Here is a 14,490-nt window from a genome sequence, read left to right as displayed (position 1 = left end):
GCTTGCGGAACCGACGAGAGGAACCCTTGATGACATCCGACGGTGACTACGGAGTGCCCGGCTCACTGGCGAAGGTGCTCGCCGACGTCGCCGCCGAGCGGGTGGCCCAGGACGCCATGTGGGGCATCCAGGACCTCGCCGACGGCACCGGCCGGGAGGGCGCGGCGGCGGCCGAGGAGGCCAAGGAGGACGTCGCCGCCGCGGCCCGCGAGGGCCGGCTCACCTGGCGGCACATCCTCCTGGAGGAGGTGCTCGAAGCCTTCGCCGAGACCGACCCGGACGCCCTGCGCACCGAGCTGGTCCAGGTGGCGGCCGTCGCCGCCAAGTGGGCCCAGGCGCTCGACCGGCGCGGCGGGCCCCTCCCCCACCAGGTGAGGAAGGCCCGCTTCCGCGTCATCGTCGACGTCCACGTCGTCTTCGCCCGTGACGGCGCCGTGCTCCTCAGCCGCCGGTCCGGCACCGGATACGCCGACGGCCTGTGGCACCTGCCCAGCGGCCATCTGGAGGAGGGCGAGTCCGCGGTGGCCGCCGCGGCCCGCGAGGCCCGCGAAGAGGTGGGCGTCACCGTCGAGCCGGACGACCTCGTCTTCGTCCACGCCATGCACCGGGCGCCCGAACGGGTCGGGCTCTTCTTCGCCGCCGCCCGCTGGAGCGGCGAGCCGTACAACGCCGAACCCGACAGGTGCAGCGAGATCGCCTGGCACCCCCTGGAGGCGATCCCCGAGGACACCGTCGACTACCCGGCGGCGGCCCTGCGCGCCGTCGCGGACGGCCGACCCTTCGCCCTGCACGAGTGGGGCTGAGCGCGGCCGGGCCGCGACCGGCGGGGCACGGCAGAGGACGCCTCCACCCGTACGGCGGGTGGAGGCGTCCTGTTCCGGAGGTGCCCGCAGGCGCGCGGGGTGTCCAGGCGTCCGGGACGCTCAGGACACCGGAGGCTCAGGCCCAAGGGCGTTTCGGGGAGGTGGGAGGTCCGGGGCGGAGGGGCCGGGGGGCGGCCCCTCCGGGCCGGGCGGCGAGGGAGTCCGCGAGTGGGGATGTCCGCGTCAGGCGGCGAGGGGGGCCGCGTGCGGGGCGTCTGTCAGGGAGTGAGGTTGACGTAGTAGCGGGAGTATCCGTTCATGTCGACCAGGCGGGTGCCGACGGTCCTGGCCGCGGTGCTGCCGATGTTGAGGCAGGAGTCGAACGCGGTCTGGTAGACGTAGATCGGGCCGTAGGGGCCGGTCCAGACGGCTCCGTTGGCGGCCTCGGCGTAGAACGCGGCGTAGCGGTTGTTGGTGTTGAGCACGTGGGCCTCGCCGCCCGGGTCGATCGCCCACCAGCCCCGGGTGCCCCACTGACCGTAGTCACGGCAGCCGTCGGGGCTGTAGAACATGATCGCGACCCACACCTTGGAGGTGTAGCGGTTACGGAAGTGCAGCTCCATGCTCTACTCCTCCGGTTCCGTGAACCGCTGGGCCAGCGGCCTGTCGTCGATCGCCTGATCGGCCAGGGGCGGCAGGTGATCGTCGGCCCCCGCGGCGACGGCGATCCGATCCGCCGTCCCCACGCGCGCGCTCACCTCGCCCGTATCGGCCGCTGTGGTGTCCGCGAACGCCACCCGTGGATCGGGCAGACGCTCGGTGCCGTTGTCCGGCATGTGGCTCAACTCCATTCTTTGAACGCGTTGAGTGACTGACCAGAAACCTACAGTAATAGTCAAGGCTTGTAAAGAGTCGAGTAAAGTCGGTGCGGACGCGGAAGGGGCGCCGCCCCGAGGCGGACGGCGCCCCTTCCGCCCACAGGTCATTCGGTCCGGCGCACCCCGCCGAGGAAACGGTGCACGATCACCACGAGGGCGAGGAAGAGCCCGCTCACCACCTGCTGGAAGGAGGCGTTGAGGTTGCCGACCTGGTTGATCAGGTTCTGGATCACCCCCGGCAGCAGCGCCCCGGCGATCGTGCCGCCGAGGGCTCCCGAACCGCCGGTGAGCAGGCCGCCCAGGCCGACGACCTCGCCGGGCCGGAGCGCGAAGGAGACGCCGTCGAGCAGGTGCTTGCGGGTGAGCCCGGTGGCGGTCAGGACCGGCGGGTCCTCCTCTGAGGGTCTCGGCCGCCTGCCGGCGCATGGCCCCGAAGTCGATGAGCCGGAACCGGCCCCTGGGCTCGCGGCCGAGGAACAGGTTGCGCGCCACGCTCATCGACGGGACGAGGTCGACCTCCTGGTAGATCGTGGAGATGCCGGCCCGCTGGGCGTCGAGCGGGCTGGAGAAGCTCACCTTCTCGCCCCGGTATCTCACCTGGCCGGCGTCGGCCCGGTAGACCCCGGTCAGCACTTTGATCAATGTCGACTTGCCCGCGCCGTTCTCCCCCACCAGGGCGTGACCTCGCTCCTGCCGAGCGTGAACGACACGTGGTCCAGCGCGCGGACGCCGGGAAACGCCTTCAGCACCCCGGCGGCCTCGAGGACTCGGCCGTTGTCTGCCGCAGGGCTCCTCTCCCGAGGGGTCCGGGGCGGCGGCGCCGCCCGGACCGGTCTTCGATGATCAGTAGGCTTCGGAGATCGAGTCCTTGGCGTTGGTCCTGTCGTACTCCCGGTCGGCGATGACGACCTTCTCCGGGATGCTCTCGCCGCCGACGAACTTCTGGCCGCCGAAGGCGTCGATGGTGCAGCCGGCGCCCGCCGGGGCGATCGGCGTCTGGACGACCGGGGCGCCCTGGGTGCTCGCGCCGGCCGGCTCGGCCGTGGACTCCTCGGACTTCGCGCAACCGGACGCGACGAGGACGGCGGCGGCCAGCAGCGCCACGGCCGCTCCGCCACGGGGCGGAGGGCCATGGCGGGGCCCGCGCCCCCGAACAGGACGCGGGCCGTGGTCGTGGCTCAGAGCCGCGTGATCCGCACGGCGTCGGCGATGACGTAGCCGACGCCGGAGGTCCAGCGGCTCACGCCGACGACGTTGTAGTCACCGGCGTTGAGCGAGAAGGTGCCGAGGTTGCGCCAGCCTCCGCCGCCGGAGCGCTGGTCGACGTAGACCGTCTGGTTGCCGCCGGAGGCGGCGACGATGTACGGCGCGGAGCTGTTGTAGCCGGGGTCGGCCGGATACCAGGCCTCCACGCGGTAGGTGCCCGCGCTGGGGATGGCCGCCCGATACCAGGCCGGGTCGCTGGCCGCCACCGGGCCGGCGAAGCGGTAGTCCGTGCCGTACCGCTGGCCGGAGTAGGCGGAGGTGCCCCAGTTCGCGCTGGCCGTGAACTTGCCCGCGGTGGTGTTGTCGACGGTGACGGACCAGGAGGTGCCGCCGCCTCCCGTCACGTACTGCATGTACTTGTTCCAGTCCCAGTACTGGCCCGGGTCGGTGTGGGTGGCGCCCGGCACCTGGTTGTGCCCGATGATGTGGGTGCGGTCCTTGGGGATGCCGTACTTGTCGCAGATGGAGCGGGTCAGCGCCGCCGAGGCGCGGTACATCGCGTCGGTGAACCAGGAGGCGTCGCTGACGTAGCCCTCGTGCTCGATCCCGATGGACCTGGTGTTGTAGCTCCAGTTCCCGGCGTGCCAGGCGACGTCCTTGTCGCGCACCATCTGCGTGACGGCGCCGTCGGAGGAGCGGACGACGTAGTGCGCCGAGACGCTCGCGCTGGGGTTCTGGAACCAGGAGATCGTGCCGGCGTAGGAGCCCTGGGTCACGTGGATGACGACCCGGTCGATCGCGTAGCTCGACGGACGGCTGGAGGCGGTGTAGTTGGAGGAGCTGGCGGCCACCCAGCTCGCGTTGGGGTAGTCGGGGCTGGCGGCCTGGGCGCTCAGGTCGCGGGCCTGGGCGTAGGCGCCCCGGTCGGCCTGCACCTCCTGCGGGGCGACCTGCACCCCGGCCGCCTGGATGCCCCTGCCGAGCAGGTCGTAGACGGCGTCGGCGTACAGCCGGGCGACCTCGGGGGTCGAGGCGTTGCCGTACTCGGCCACGGCCTGGTACCACCGCCCGGCGTCCTTGCGGGCGGCCTCGTCGAGTCCGAGCCCGTCGGCGAGGGAGCGCAGCACCGCGGCGCCGCCGAGGACGTTGGCCGCCTCGTCCGTGCGCAGCTTCCTGACCGCTTCGCCGGTGAGCTCGGCCGCCTTCTCCAGGGTGTGGGTGGTCGGGTTGCTGACCAGGTGCATGACCCCGTAGCCGCCGCTCGCGCTCGGCTTGCCGCCGTGCCCGTCGAGGTGGGTCTCGGCGTAGGCGAGCGCGACGAGCAGGTCACGCGGGACGTCGTAGGCGGCGGCCGCGCGGGCGAACGCCTCGGCCAGGGGGTCGGCCGGAGCGGCGCTGGCCGGGCGGCCGGCGAGGACCAGGAGAGCGGTGAGGAGACAGGTCGTGATGGCGGCTAATCGGGTCCGGGCGAACGTCATGGTCGCTCCTCGGTCGGGGGGTGCCAACGGCTGCACAGTAAGGGCGTTTCATGACATATGTCGATAATTGACATTACTGATGAGTTGGATGAAAATTTTCGCCCTCGCTTCCGGGCCGGGGCGGCGGCCCGGATCCGGCCGGCGTGAAGACTATTGCACTTTTGCCGGAAAGCACTGAAGCTTTCCTTCTGTGACGACGTATCGAACGGGCCGGACGTGGCGGCCCGTCACCATCGGTCGCATTGCCGCAGCAGCCATCGCCCTCGTTCTCACCGCGCTCACCGGCGCCGTCGCGCCCGTGCCGGCGGCCGGCGCCGCCGCGGCCGCCCCCGCGGGCGGTACGGCCGGCACCCTCGCCGCCTGCCCCACCGATCCGGCGACCCCCAAACGCCAGCTCCGCGCGATGTGGATCGCCAGCGTGGCCAACATCGACTGGCCGAGCAGGACCGGCCTGAGCGTGTCGGCGCAGCAGGCCGAGTTCCGCGCCTGGCTGGACCTGGCGGTGCAGAAGAACATGAACGCCGTCGTCGTCCAGGTCAGGCCGATGGCCGACGCGTTCTGGCCCTCGCCCCACGAGCCTTGGTCACAGTGGCTGACCGGCACCCAGGGCGGCGATCCCGGCTACGACCCGCTGGCCTTCATGGTGAGCGAGGCGCACGCCCGCGACATCGAGTTCCACGCGTGGTTCAACCCCTACCGCGTCGCCAACCACGACGATCCCACCCGGCTGGTGGCCGGCCACCCGGCGCGGCAGAACCCCGGCTGGCGGTTCGCCTACGGCGGCAAGCTCTACTACAACCCGGGGATCCCCGCGGTCCGCGACTTCATCGAGGGCGCCGTCATGGACGCCGTCACCCGTTACGACCTCGACGGCGTGCACCTCGACGACTACTTCTACCCCTATCCGGTCAGCGGCGAGACGATCCCGGACGCGGCCGCCTACGCCCAGTACGGCGGGGGGTTCGGCAACGTCCACGACTGGCGGCGCAACAACGTCAACCTGCTGGTGAAGGAGCTGGACCAGCGGATCCACACGGCCAGGTCCTGGGTCAAGTTCGGCGTCAGCCCGTTCGGCATCTGGCGCAACGCCGCCACCGACCCGCTCGGCTCGCGGACCTCCGGCATGCAGTCCTACGACGCCATCTACGCCGACACCCGGCTGTGGGTGAAGCAGGGCTGGGTCGACTACGTCGCGCCGCAGATCTACTGGCACATCGGGTACGCCGTCGCCGACTACAAGGTGCTCACCGCCTGGTGGGCGGAGACGGTCAAGGACACCGGCGTCCAACTGCTCGTCGGGCAGGCCGCCTACCGGGCCGGGGCGGCCGGCCAGGACGCGGCCTGGCAGCAGCCCGGCGAGCTCACCGCGCACCTGAGCTACAACCGCCAGCACCCGGAGGTGGCCGGCGACATCTTCTTCAGCGCCAAGGACGTCCGGGCCGACCGGATCGGCGCCGTCTCCCGGACGGTGGCCGACCACTACTCCAGGCCCGCCCTGATACCGGCCCACGGCACGGCGGCCGCGCCGCCCGGCCCGTCGATCACCTCGGCGGTCCGGACCGGCGGCGGGGTCTCGCTGTCGTGGCAGCGCGGCGGGTCGAGCAGCCCGACCTCGTACGCCGTCTACCGGGTCGGCGGCGCCCAGACGACGGACCCGTGCTTCTTCGCCGACGGCCGCAACCTGCTCAGGACGGTCCGCGGGACCTCCTTCACCGACGCCACCGCCGCGGCCACGGGCACCTACACCTACTACGTGACGGCCATGGACCGGCTGCACCACGAGAGCGCGCCGAGCGCGGGCCAGGTGGTCGCGGCCACCGGCCCGTTCAGCGTCGTCGTCGACAACGCCGACGCCGGCTTCACCGCCGGCTCCGGCTGGGGCACCTCGAGCTTCTCGTCGCAGCGCCACGGCGCCGACTACCGGTTCGCCGACCCCGTCGCGGCGAGCGACCCGGCGTGGTTCCGGGCCCAGATCCCCAGCGCCGGCAGCTACCGGATCGAGGTCTGGTATCCGGCGAACGCCGGCTACAACAGCGCGACGCCGTTCATCGTGGCGGCCGGCGGCGGCAACCAGGTGATCAACGTCGATCAGCGCGCCGGCGGCGGCCAGTGGCGCGCCCTGGGCACCTTCACCCTCTCCGCCGGCACCTACAACGTCGTCGGGGTGAGCCGCTGGACCTCCACCGGTGGTTACGTCATCGCCGACGCCGTCCGCATCACCAAGACCTAGTGCTGCGTTCCTGAATGGGGGCGGATATCCCTGCTGACCTGGGGCGATGGTGGTCTCAGGGGGGATTGTCATGCCGAAACTGCTGCACGCGCGTCCGCCGGCGGACGCCGAGGAGGAGCGGCAGATCCGCAAGCTGGCCGGGGCCCGTCACGCCCCGGCAGACTGGATCATGCAAGCACAGATGATCGTGTTCAGCTGGCAGGGCCTGCGCACCAGCGCCATCGCGGCCAAGCTGGGCTGTCACATGCAGACCGTGCGCGAGCGGATCGACCGGTTCAACACCGAGGGCCTGACCGGGCTCGGCGACCGGCCCGGAGCAGGCCGCAAACCACACATCACCGAGCTCGAACGCGGACAGCTCATCGCGCTGGCCCGCTCGACCCCGCCCGGACGGCTGGTCCGCGACGCGGCCGGGGACCTGGCCGCCACCGACGACAGCGGCCCGGCGCAGTGGACGCTGGACAGCCTGACCGCCGCCGCCCGCGCGCGGGGCATCGTCATCGCCCGCAGCCAGGTCCGCCGGATCCTGCGAGCGGAGAAGGTCCGCTGGCGCCACACCCGCTCCTGGACCACCTCCACCGATCCGGACTCCGCCCCAAAAGAGCCGCGATCATCGACCTCTACACCCAGCCGTCGCCCGCCACCACGGTGATCTGCGCCGACGAGCTGGGGCCGGTGACCCCGCGCACCTTCCCACCCGCGCCCGCCTGGTCGCCCGACGGGCACCGGATCAAAGCCCGGCTGGAGTATTTCACGCGGCACCGACAAGACCTGGGTGTACGGCGCGCTGCGCATCGCCGACGGCATCGAGCTCACCTTCTGCGCGCCCTCGCGCAACAGCGACGGCTGGATCCAGTTGCTGACCCAGATCGCCAGGGCCAACCGGCGTGGTGCGATCGTGGTCATCACCGACAACCTCTCCAGCCACTCCAGCTGGAAGGTCCGCCAATGGCTACTGCGTCACCCGCGGATCCGCCAGGTGTTCCCGGTCAAAGCGTGCTGGCTGAACCTGGCCGAAGGCTGGTGGCGACTGCTCCGCAAGGCCGCGTTCGCCGGGCAGACCTTTACCGACGCCACCGAGGTCGCCCACGCGGTCACCCTCGCCACCGCCCAGCTCAACGCCCACGCCCACCACTGGATCTGGGGACGACCACCGCCCCAGCCCCGGATCCTGCGCCGCAAATTCGTCTACCTGCTATGAGGAACGCAGCACTAGTGGCCCTGTGCCCATACCGATCAGGCAGGTCTCGCGCTGCGGAACGAGCGCCGGTAGCTGTCAGGCGGAACTCCGACGATCCGCTTGAACTGGCGTCGAAGTGTCGTGGCGGTGCCCATGCCGGCGGCGAGGGCGACCGCCTCGATGCTCTCGTCGGTCGCCTCCAGCAGCTCCTGGGCGCGGCGTACGCGCTGGGTCAGGAGCCACTGGATCGGTGTCTGACCGGTCACCGCCTGGAACTGCCGTCCGAGGTTGCGCGGGCTCATGTTCGCCTTCCGCGCCATGTCTGTCACCGTCAGCGGCTGGTCCAGCCGTTGCTGAACCCAGGCGAGCAGGCCGACGAGCACGTGGTCGCCCGCGACCTGCATCGGCGTGGCCACGAACTGGGCCTGGCCGCCGGGCCGGTGCGGCGGCATGACGAGGCGGCGGGCGACCGAGTTGGCGACGGCGGCGCCGTGGTCGAGGTGGATCAGGTGTATGCAGAGATCGACGGCGGCGGCCTTCCCCGCGGCGGTGAGCACGCTGCCGTTGTCCGTGTACAGCACGTCCGGGTCCACGACGGCCCGCGGATGGCGGGCACTCAGCTCCGCGGTGTGAGCCCAGTGCGTGGTGGCCCGCCGGCCGTCCAGCAGGCCCGCCGCGCCGAGCGCGAACGCCCCGGTGCAGAGAGAGGCGACCCGGGCGCCCGACTCGTGGGCCGCACGCACGGCTTCGAGCAGTTCCGAGGGCGGCGGATCGTCGATGTCCGCGCACGCGGGCACGATCACGGTGTCGGCGCTGATCAGGCGCTCCAGCCCGTGGTCCGGCTCGACCGTGAACGGGCCGATCCGGACCGGTCCGGGCCCGCAGAGCAGTACGTCGTACCAGTCTCCCGTGGCTTCGCGCGGGGGCGTGCCGAAGATCTCGTAGGCCACTGCCAGCTCGAAGTGCAGCAGGTGACCGGCGGTCGCCAGCGCGATGGTGTGCATGTCCGAAAGTGTACGGATGATGTCGTTCCGGACTCTCACGGTCATCTTCCCCGTTCAGCCAGAGTGACTCGTCAGAACATCGAGATCTGGAGAGTCATGAGTGCATCGGATGCAGTGGTGGTCTACGGAGCGACAGGGCACACGGGGCGCTTCGTCGTCGCCGAGCTTCTCCGGCGCGGCTTCACCCCTGTCGTCTCAGGCCGTGACGCGGCTCGGCTGAAGGCGCTGGCCGAGGAACGGCGGGAATGGGGAGAGGTGACGGTGCGGCCGGCCGCGGTGGATGACCCGGGCTCCCTGGACCGGGCCCTCGCCGGCGCGGCGGCGGTCATCAACTGCGCCGGGCCGTTCGCGGTGACAGCGGGCCCCGTGGTCGAGGCGGCCTTGCGCGCGGCGATCCCGTACGTCGACGTCGCGGCGGAGATCGAGGCGAACGCTTCGACGTTCGCCGACCACGCGGAAGCGGCTCGGAAGGCGGGCATACCCGTGGTGCCGGCCATGGCTTTCTACGGTGGGCTGGGCGACCTGTTGGTGAGCGCGGCCATGGGGAGGTCGACCGCTGCGGACGCGGTGCACATCGCGTACGGGCTGAGTGGCTGGCATCCCACGGCGGGGACCCGGGCGGCGGGTCAGGTGTCCCATCAGCGTCGTGCGGGCCGTCGGGTGCGCTTCAGGGACGGCGCGCTGGAGTATCACGACGACAAGGTGTCAGAGCAGGACTGGCTCTTCCCGGAGCCGCTGGGACGGCGGACGGTGATCGCGGAGTTCACCATGGCGGATGTCGTCACCGTCCCCAGCCACCTGGCCGTGCCCGAAGTCCGCACCTACATGACCGTCGAGGCCGCGAGGGACCTGGCCGGGGAGGACACCCCGGAGCCGGAGGCGGTCGACGCCCTGGGGCGTTCGGACCAGACCTTCGTCGTCGACGTCGTGGTCTGCGCGGATGGCGCCGAGCGGCGCGCCACGGCCCGTGGCCAGGACATCTACGCCGTCACCGCGCCACTGGCGGTGGAGGCCGTCCGGCGGATCCTGGCGGGGCACACGCGGACGGCGGGCGTGGCCTCGGCCGGCGCCATGTTCGACGCGGCCGACTTCCTCCGGACGCTGGCTCCGCACCTGTCGATCGAGCTTCCGCACTGACCGGGCCCCGGCCCTTGGGCGGGCGTCCGGTCCTGTCCGGTCCCGAGTCCCAGGCGCCACGCCGGGACGGGGCGGGTCCGCCGGTGAGGCGGCGGACCATGGGGTCGATCATGAGGACGTGGATCACGGCTCCGGAGCGGGCAGGAGGGTTGTCGCGCCACAGGGCCACGGGCCGGCGGGGAGGGTGGCGGCCACCGCCGCACATCGCAACTCCCGGTTGCTTTAATATGAGCGCGACAGACAGGTGTCCGCGATGGAGCAGCCAGGAGTCACGATGGAACCGGAGTCCCTCCCGGCAGGCCGGGAGCGCCCGATCGGGCGCGGCCCGAAGGTGCGCGCCGCGGTCCTCTCGGCGACGCTCGCCGAGCTGGCCGAGACGGGATACGCCGGCCTGACCGTCGACAACGTCGCGCAGCGGGCCGGCGTCCACAAGACGACGGTCTACCGGCGCTGGAAGGACCGCGAGGCCCTCGTCCTGGACGCGCTGACCGAGCAGGTCGCGGCGGACATCCCCATCCCCGACACCCACGCCGTCGAGACGGACCTGCGCGAGCTGGCGCGTTCACTCGTCAGGATGCTGACCAGCCCCGCCGACCGGGCCGTCACGATCGCGATGTTCTCGGACGCCGCGCGCGTGCCGGAGATCGGCGACGTCAAGCGCCGCTTCTTCGCCGACCGCTTCCTGCGCGCGGAGCCGGTCGTCACCCGTGCCGTCGAACGCGGCGAGCTGCCTGCCGGCACCGATCCCGCCGAGCTCCTCAAGACCCTCATCGCGCCGATCTATCTCCGGCTGCTGATCACCGCCGAACCCGTCGACGAGACCACCGCCGACCACGCGGCGCAGGTCGCGCTCGCCGCCGCACGTGCCGGCGCCCTCCACCCCGCGGGACGGGAGCGGCCCTCCCCGGCGGCCGGTCGGAGCCGGTGAGCGGAGCCGGACGGACCGGCACGGGCCTGCCGCGCCCGGGGGCTCACCTCGGCCTGGTGCGGTTGCTCCACTTCGGCCTGCGGAACAGGTCGCGGCGCTCCAGGAGGTAGGCGAGCTTCGAGGCCGTGATCCGGACCGTCTCCTCGTGCCGGTGCCGTTTCTCCGGGACGACGGCGCTCCAGCGTTCGAGCAGGCGGGCCATCTCGTCGGCGACCTCGCCGATCACCCGGTAGCGGGTGCTGAAGGCGTAGAGGTCGCCGTGCACCTCGTTGACCAGGTCCTCGTCGACCCGCCGGGCCAGCGGTCTGATCTTCTTGAGGATGTCGGCGTCCATCGCCGGGGTCACCGGGGCACGGCGCGCGTCGCCCTCGGGCACCATGATGAGCGCCCGGATCCGCGTGACGGCCAGGGCCCGTTCGGGCTGCGGGGTCGAGGGGTGCTCGGCCAGGTCCAGAAGGCGGCGGAGGGTCTCCTGCGTCCTGTCGTCGAACATGGAAACCCATCCCGCCCCTCGCGCATGCCGTAAAAGTGCGATCACATGCTATTCGACCAGGCGGCGTCCGCTCGGCCGCCTCAGGGCTCGGCCAGTACGCAGCGCGTGCCGGTGTAGATGGTCGGCATGCACCGGTTGCAGTGGATGCACCGGGAGGCGATGGCCCGGTCCCGCTGGATCCGGATCGGCAGGTCGGGCTCCATGAGCAGCGCCCTGCCCATGGCCGCGAACTGGAAGCCCTCCCGCATGGCCAGGTCCATGGCCGGGCGGCCGGTGATGCCGCCGAGCAGGACCAGCGGCATGCGCAGGGCGGCCCGGAAGCGGCGGGCGTCGTCGAGGAGATAGGTCTCCCGGTAGGGGTAGGTCCGCAGGAAGCGGCCGCCCAGCAGCCGCACGCCCAGCCGCTGCGGTCGCGGGAAGACCCCGGCGAACTCCCTGAGCGGGGCCTCCCCCCTGAACAGGTACATCGGGTTGAGCAGCGAGCTGCCCGCGGTCAGCTCGATGGCGTCGAGGCCGCCGTCCTCCTCCAGCCAGGCCGCGACCTGGAGGCTCTCCTCGGGCGCCAGGCCGCCGCGCACCCCGTCGTCCATGTTGAGCTTGGCCAGGATCGCGATCCGGTCGCCCACGGCCCCGCGCACGGCGCGGGCCACCTCGCGGGCCATCCGGGCGCGGTTGGCCAGGCTTCCGCCGTAGCCGTCGGCCCGGCGGTTGAGCCGGGGGCTGAGGAAGGCGCTGACCAGGTAGTTGTGCCCCATATGGATCTCGACGGCGTCGAAGCCCGACTCCGCCGCGATGAGCGCCGCCTCGGCGTGCGCCCGCACGACGCGCTCGATGTCGGCCCTCGTCGCCGCCCGGGTCATGGTCATGCCCATCGGGTTGAACCGCCGGGTCGGGGCCAGCGCGGGGAGCCGGTTGGAGGCCGGGTTGGCCACCGGGCCGGCGTGGCCGATCTGCGCGGAGACGGCCGCCCCCTCGGCGTGTACGGCGTCCGCCAGCCGGCGCAGCCCGGGGACGGCCTCCGGGCGCATCCAGATCTGCCGGCGCTCGGTGCGCCCCTCGGGCGCGACCGCGCAGTAGGCGACGGTGGTCATGCCCGCGCCGCCGGCGGCCGTCCGGCGGTGGAACTCGACCAGGCCGTCGGAGACCAGCGCCTCGGGGGTCCGGCCCTCGAAAGTGGCGGACTTGATCAGGCGGTTGCGCAGGGTGATCGGCCCGAGCTTCGCGGGGGCGAAGACGTCGGCCACGGTTCCGGCCATGAGTCACTGTTTACCAAACAAGCGCTTGGATTGCATCAGTCCGGCCGGTGACGGGTGCGGCGGGGCGGCCCTCGTAGAATGAATCGGCGACACATATTGTGCGCAACACATCATCTGCGCCGCGCATCCGGACCGCGCCGCGCGACCGGATCCGGAAGGGTGGCCGCCACATGCCGAACGAGGACCGCGACCGGCTGATCCAGCGGGTGGTCGCCGACAGCCGCAGGCACTACGCCGCCTACACGCTGTTCAACCAGGCCCTCGCCGAGCACCTCGGGCTCCACCCCACCGATCTGCAGTGTCTCAGCCTCCTCTCGCTGGAGGCGGAGCCGCTGACCACCGGAGAGATCGCCAGACTGACCGGCCTGACCTCGGGGTCGGCCACCCGGCTGGTGGACCGGCTCGACCGGGCCGGGCTGGTGGTCCGGCAGAGCGACCCCGGCGACCGCAGGAAGACGCTGGTCTCCCTGGCCCCCAGGTCCGTGTCGGAGGTGGACGCCGCCTGGGACACCCCCGGCGAGGCGTTCCTCACGGCCCTGGACGACTTCACCGACGAGCAGCTCGCCGTCATCGGCGACTATCTCCGCCGGGTCTCCGCGGTCGGCGCCGAGCAGGCCGCCCGGCTGGCCTCCGCCCGCGGCTCCGGCCGCAAGGGCTCGTAGCGCGGCCCCCGCGGAGCGGAGCCAACGATCGTAGAGCATCGGAGGCCCCGGCTCACCGCCATCATCGAATCCGGTATCCGACGGGCCCTCCAGCCGGCTTTCTGCCGCAAAACCCGACTTTTCGCCTTTCCAGTGAATACAGTCCAGCGTTGTCGGGCGGTGACCACCCTTCGCGGAAGGGCGGAGGCGAGTGGACGGGGTGGCGGACGGCCATGGATCCGATCGGTGACGATCTGCTCAGAGTCATGGAGCCGGAGCTCGGATACCGGGAGCGGGCCGGTCAGCACACCACGTTCGGCGAGTGGTATTCGACCAGCGTCGTCCAGGACCCCCAGTACAGGACGGCCCCCTGGTGCGACATGGTCATCGCCTGGGCCGCCGACAAGGCCGGCGTCGCGGACTTCGTCGGCCGGTTCGCCTGGACGCCCTCCCACGCCCGCTGGTTCGAGACGCGGGGCGCCTGGTCCGGGGAGCCGGAGCCGGGGGCGCTGGTCTTCTTCGACTGGTCCGGCGGCAAGGACATCAAGGGCATCGACCACGTCGGCGTCGTCGAGCGGGTCGACGGTGGAACGATCCACACCATCGAGGGCAACGTCGACGGGGTCTGGCTGAGACGCAAGACGCGCGACGAGAGCAAGGTCGTCGGATACGGGCTGCCGCGCAAGGTCAAGGAGCGCCTGGCCGGGACCTCCCCCGGCGAGGCGGGCCCGGCGGGGAGCCCCTCCGGCGAGGACGCGACCGTCCCGCAGACGGCCGGGCGGATCGAGGTCCGCCCGGCGCCCGCCCCCGGCGCCGTGACCGCCGCCCGCCCGGGGACGCCGGCGGTCTCCCTGGAGACCGCACCGGTCGCGGGGGTGCTCCTGCTCGTCCTCGCCGCGACGCTCGTCCTGGCCAGACGCCGCGCGCGCACCCCGGCCGCCGGGCCGCCCGCCGTACCGGCCGCCGGACGGCACCGCAGACAGGGCTCGGGGACGGGCACGGCGGCCGGACCGGACGCCGGCCGGCCCGCCGGAGCGGCCGCACCCGGGACGGCCGCGCCTCACTCCCGGCCGGCCGGCCGGGGCGCGGCGGCCTCCAGGGACACGGCCGCGGGTGGAGCGGGTCCGGCACGTCCCGCGGGCGTCAAGGCCGGCCGGCGGCCGTACTCGTCCGGGCCGGGTGAGCGCACCGAGAGTCCGGCCGGCGCGACGGTCCGGTTTGATTAATAAGGTTAGGCAAAGCTAAGTTGCTCACGA

At 72.2% G+C, this 14,490-nt stretch carries 16 protein-coding genes and 1 pseudogene; 8 read left to right on the top strand and 9 right to left on the bottom strand.

Features of this window, described 5'->3' with window-relative positions; all coding sequences use genetic code 11:
• Positions 1-29 precede the first annotated feature (29 nt).
• On the top strand, positions 30-803 hold the full coding sequence (locus ACZ6R6_RS34875; RefSeq protein WP_470100642.1) for an NUDIX hydrolase: 774 nt from the start codon (positions 30-32) through the stop codon (positions 801-803).
• 278 nt (positions 804-1,081) lie between these two features.
• Here ACZ6R6_RS34875 and ACZ6R6_RS34870 read toward each other — a convergent pair whose 3' ends face one another.
• The 6 genes and pseudogenes from ACZ6R6_RS34870 to ACZ6R6_RS34845 all read right to left on the bottom strand — a co-directional run bounded on the left by ACZ6R6_RS34870 (position 1,082) and on the right by ACZ6R6_RS34845 (position 4,365).
• A complete protein-coding gene (locus tag ACZ6R6_RS34870) occupies positions 1,082-1,426 on the bottom strand; it encodes a DUF1036 domain-containing protein (protein WP_306869863.1) in 345 nt (114 codons plus the stop codon).
• Positions 1,427-1,429: 3 nt separating this feature from the next.
• Entirely contained in the window at positions 1,430-1,639 is a 210-nt protein-coding gene (locus tag ACZ6R6_RS34865; RefSeq protein ID WP_399965493.1) for a hypothetical protein, read from the bottom strand.
• 146 nt (positions 1,640-1,785) lie between these two features.
• On the bottom strand, positions 1,786-1,914 hold the full coding sequence (locus tag ACZ6R6_RS34860; protein WP_470100817.1) for a hypothetical protein: 129 nt from the start codon (positions 1,912-1,914) through the stop codon (positions 1,786-1,788).
• Between the two features lie 223 nt (positions 1,915-2,137).
• A pseudogene (locus tag ACZ6R6_RS34855) lies at positions 2,138-2,314 on the bottom strand (sugar ABC transporter ATP-binding protein); the annotation flags it as partial.
• A gap of 210 nt (positions 2,315-2,524) precedes the next feature.
• Complete coding sequence (locus tag ACZ6R6_RS34850) at positions 2,525-2,785, bottom strand: hypothetical protein (RefSeq protein WP_470100640.1); 261 nt, start codon at positions 2,783-2,785, stop codon at positions 2,525-2,527.
• Between the two features lie 74 nt (positions 2,786-2,859).
• Positions 2,860-4,365, bottom strand: a complete 1,506-nt coding sequence (locus tag ACZ6R6_RS34845; RefSeq protein ID WP_470100638.1) for a golvesin C-terminal-like domain-containing protein — start codon at positions 4,363-4,365, stop codon at positions 2,860-2,862.
• A 190-nt stretch (positions 4,366-4,555) separates the two neighbouring features.
• On the opposite strand from ACZ6R6_RS34845, the gene ACZ6R6_RS34840 reads away from it, so the two are divergent.
• The 3 genes from ACZ6R6_RS34840 (at position 4,556) to ACZ6R6_RS34830 (ending at position 7,796) form a co-directional block, all read left to right on the top strand.
• A complete protein-coding gene (locus tag ACZ6R6_RS34840; RefSeq protein ID WP_470100636.1) occupies positions 4,556-6,595 on the top strand; it encodes a family 10 glycosylhydrolase in 2,040 nt (679 codons plus the stop codon).
• 70 nt (positions 6,596-6,665) lie between these two features.
• Positions 6,666-7,247 (top strand): helix-turn-helix domain-containing protein, encoded by a 582-nt coding sequence (locus ACZ6R6_RS34835; RefSeq protein ID WP_470100634.1) that lies wholly within the window; start codon positions 6,666-6,668, stop codon positions 7,245-7,247.
• Positions 7,248-7,370: 123 nt separating this feature from the next.
• A complete protein-coding gene (locus ACZ6R6_RS34830) occupies positions 7,371-7,796 on the top strand; it encodes a transposase (protein WP_470100632.1) in 426 nt (141 codons plus the stop codon).
• Between the two features lie 35 nt (positions 7,797-7,831).
• Here the strand turns inward: ACZ6R6_RS34830 and ACZ6R6_RS34825 are convergent, their stop codons facing one another.
• Entirely contained in the window at positions 7,832-8,779 is a 948-nt protein-coding gene (locus ACZ6R6_RS34825; RefSeq protein ID WP_470100630.1) for a helix-turn-helix domain-containing protein, read from the bottom strand.
• A 96-nt stretch (positions 8,780-8,875) separates the two neighbouring features.
• Here ACZ6R6_RS34825 and ACZ6R6_RS34820 point away from each other — a divergent pair, with 96 nt between their 5' ends.
• Complete coding sequence (locus tag ACZ6R6_RS34820) at positions 8,876-9,916, top strand: saccharopine dehydrogenase family protein (protein ID WP_470100628.1); 1,041 nt, start codon at positions 8,876-8,878, stop codon at positions 9,914-9,916.
• A gap of 253 nt (positions 9,917-10,169) precedes the next feature.
• Positions 10,170-10,844 carry a TetR/AcrR family transcriptional regulator gene (locus tag ACZ6R6_RS34815; protein ID WP_470100626.1) on the top strand — a complete coding sequence of 225 codons (675 nt, stop codon included), beginning with the start codon at positions 10,170-10,172 and terminating at the stop codon, positions 10,842-10,844.
• A 43-nt stretch (positions 10,845-10,887) separates the two neighbouring features.
• Here ACZ6R6_RS34815 and ACZ6R6_RS34810 read toward each other — a convergent pair whose 3' ends face one another.
• Together ACZ6R6_RS34810 and ACZ6R6_RS34805 are read right to left on the bottom strand one after the other, a co-directional pair.
• On the bottom strand, positions 10,888-11,337 hold the full coding sequence (locus ACZ6R6_RS34810) for a hypothetical protein (RefSeq protein ID WP_451933454.1): 450 nt from the start codon (positions 11,335-11,337) through the stop codon (positions 10,888-10,890).
• A gap of 80 nt (positions 11,338-11,417) precedes the next feature.
• The gene (locus ACZ6R6_RS34805) at positions 11,418-12,593 is read right to left on the bottom strand and encodes an NADH:flavin oxidoreductase (protein ID WP_470100624.1); all 1,176 of its coding nucleotides are present in this window, start codon (positions 12,591-12,593) and stop codon (positions 11,418-11,420) included.
• A gap of 170 nt (positions 12,594-12,763) precedes the next feature.
• On the opposite strand from ACZ6R6_RS34805, the gene ACZ6R6_RS34800 reads away from it, so the two are divergent.
• Both ACZ6R6_RS34800 and ACZ6R6_RS34795 read left to right on the top strand, forming a co-directional pair.
• The gene (locus ACZ6R6_RS34800; RefSeq protein ID WP_470100622.1) at positions 12,764-13,255 is read left to right on the top strand and encodes a MarR family winged helix-turn-helix transcriptional regulator; all 492 of its coding nucleotides are present in this window, start codon (positions 12,764-12,766) and stop codon (positions 13,253-13,255) included.
• A gap of 212 nt (positions 13,256-13,467) precedes the next feature.
• On the top strand, positions 13,468-14,460 hold the full coding sequence (locus ACZ6R6_RS34795; RefSeq protein ID WP_470100620.1) for a CHAP domain-containing protein: 993 nt from the start codon (positions 13,468-13,470) through the stop codon (positions 14,458-14,460).
• The last annotated feature ends 30 nt before the right edge of the window (positions 14,461-14,490 follow it).

The organism is Streptosporangium sp. NPDC048886 (assembly GCF_055586905.1).
The sequence above is the reverse complement of the archived record's forward strand: the minus strand, read 5'-3'. Positions and strand labels throughout refer to the sequence as shown.

Coding starts and splice junctions, on each gene's coding strand:
- ACZ6R6_RS34875 (WP_470100642.1), top strand. CDS start 30: ATGACATCCGACGGTGACTACGGAGTGCCCGGCTCACTGGCGAAGGTG.
- ACZ6R6_RS34870 (WP_306869863.1), bottom strand. CDS start 1,426: ATGGAGCTGCACTTCCGTAACCGCTACACCTCCAAGGTGTGGGTCGCG.
- ACZ6R6_RS34865 (WP_399965493.1), bottom strand. CDS start 1,639: ATGCCGGACAACGGCACCGAGCGTCTGCCCGATCCACGGGTGGCGTTC.
- ACZ6R6_RS34845 (WP_470100638.1), bottom strand. CDS start 4,365: ATGACGTTCGCCCGGACCCGATTAGCCGCCATCACGACCTGTCTCCTC.
- ACZ6R6_RS34835 (WP_470100634.1), top strand. CDS start 6,666: ATGCCGAAACTGCTGCACGCGCGTCCGCCGGCGGACGCCGAGGAGGAG.
- ACZ6R6_RS34825 (WP_470100630.1), bottom strand. CDS start 8,779: ATGCACACCATCGCGCTGGCGACCGCCGGTCACCTGCTGCACTTCGAG.
- ACZ6R6_RS34820 (WP_470100628.1), top strand. CDS start 8,876: ATGAGTGCATCGGATGCAGTGGTGGTCTACGGAGCGACAGGGCACACG.
- ACZ6R6_RS34815 (WP_470100626.1), top strand. CDS start 10,170: ATGGAGCAGCCAGGAGTCACGATGGAACCGGAGTCCCTCCCGGCAGGC.
- ACZ6R6_RS34810 (WP_451933454.1), bottom strand. CDS start 11,337: ATGTTCGACGACAGGACGCAGGAGACCCTCCGCCGCCTTCTGGACCTG.
- ACZ6R6_RS34805 (WP_470100624.1), bottom strand. CDS start 12,593: ATGGCCGGAACCGTGGCCGACGTCTTCGCCCCCGCGAAGCTCGGGCCG.
- ACZ6R6_RS34800 (WP_470100622.1), top strand. CDS start 12,764: ATGCCGAACGAGGACCGCGACCGGCTGATCCAGCGGGTGGTCGCCGAC.
- ACZ6R6_RS34795 (WP_470100620.1), top strand. CDS start 13,468: ATGGATCCGATCGGTGACGATCTGCTCAGAGTCATGGAGCCGGAGCTC.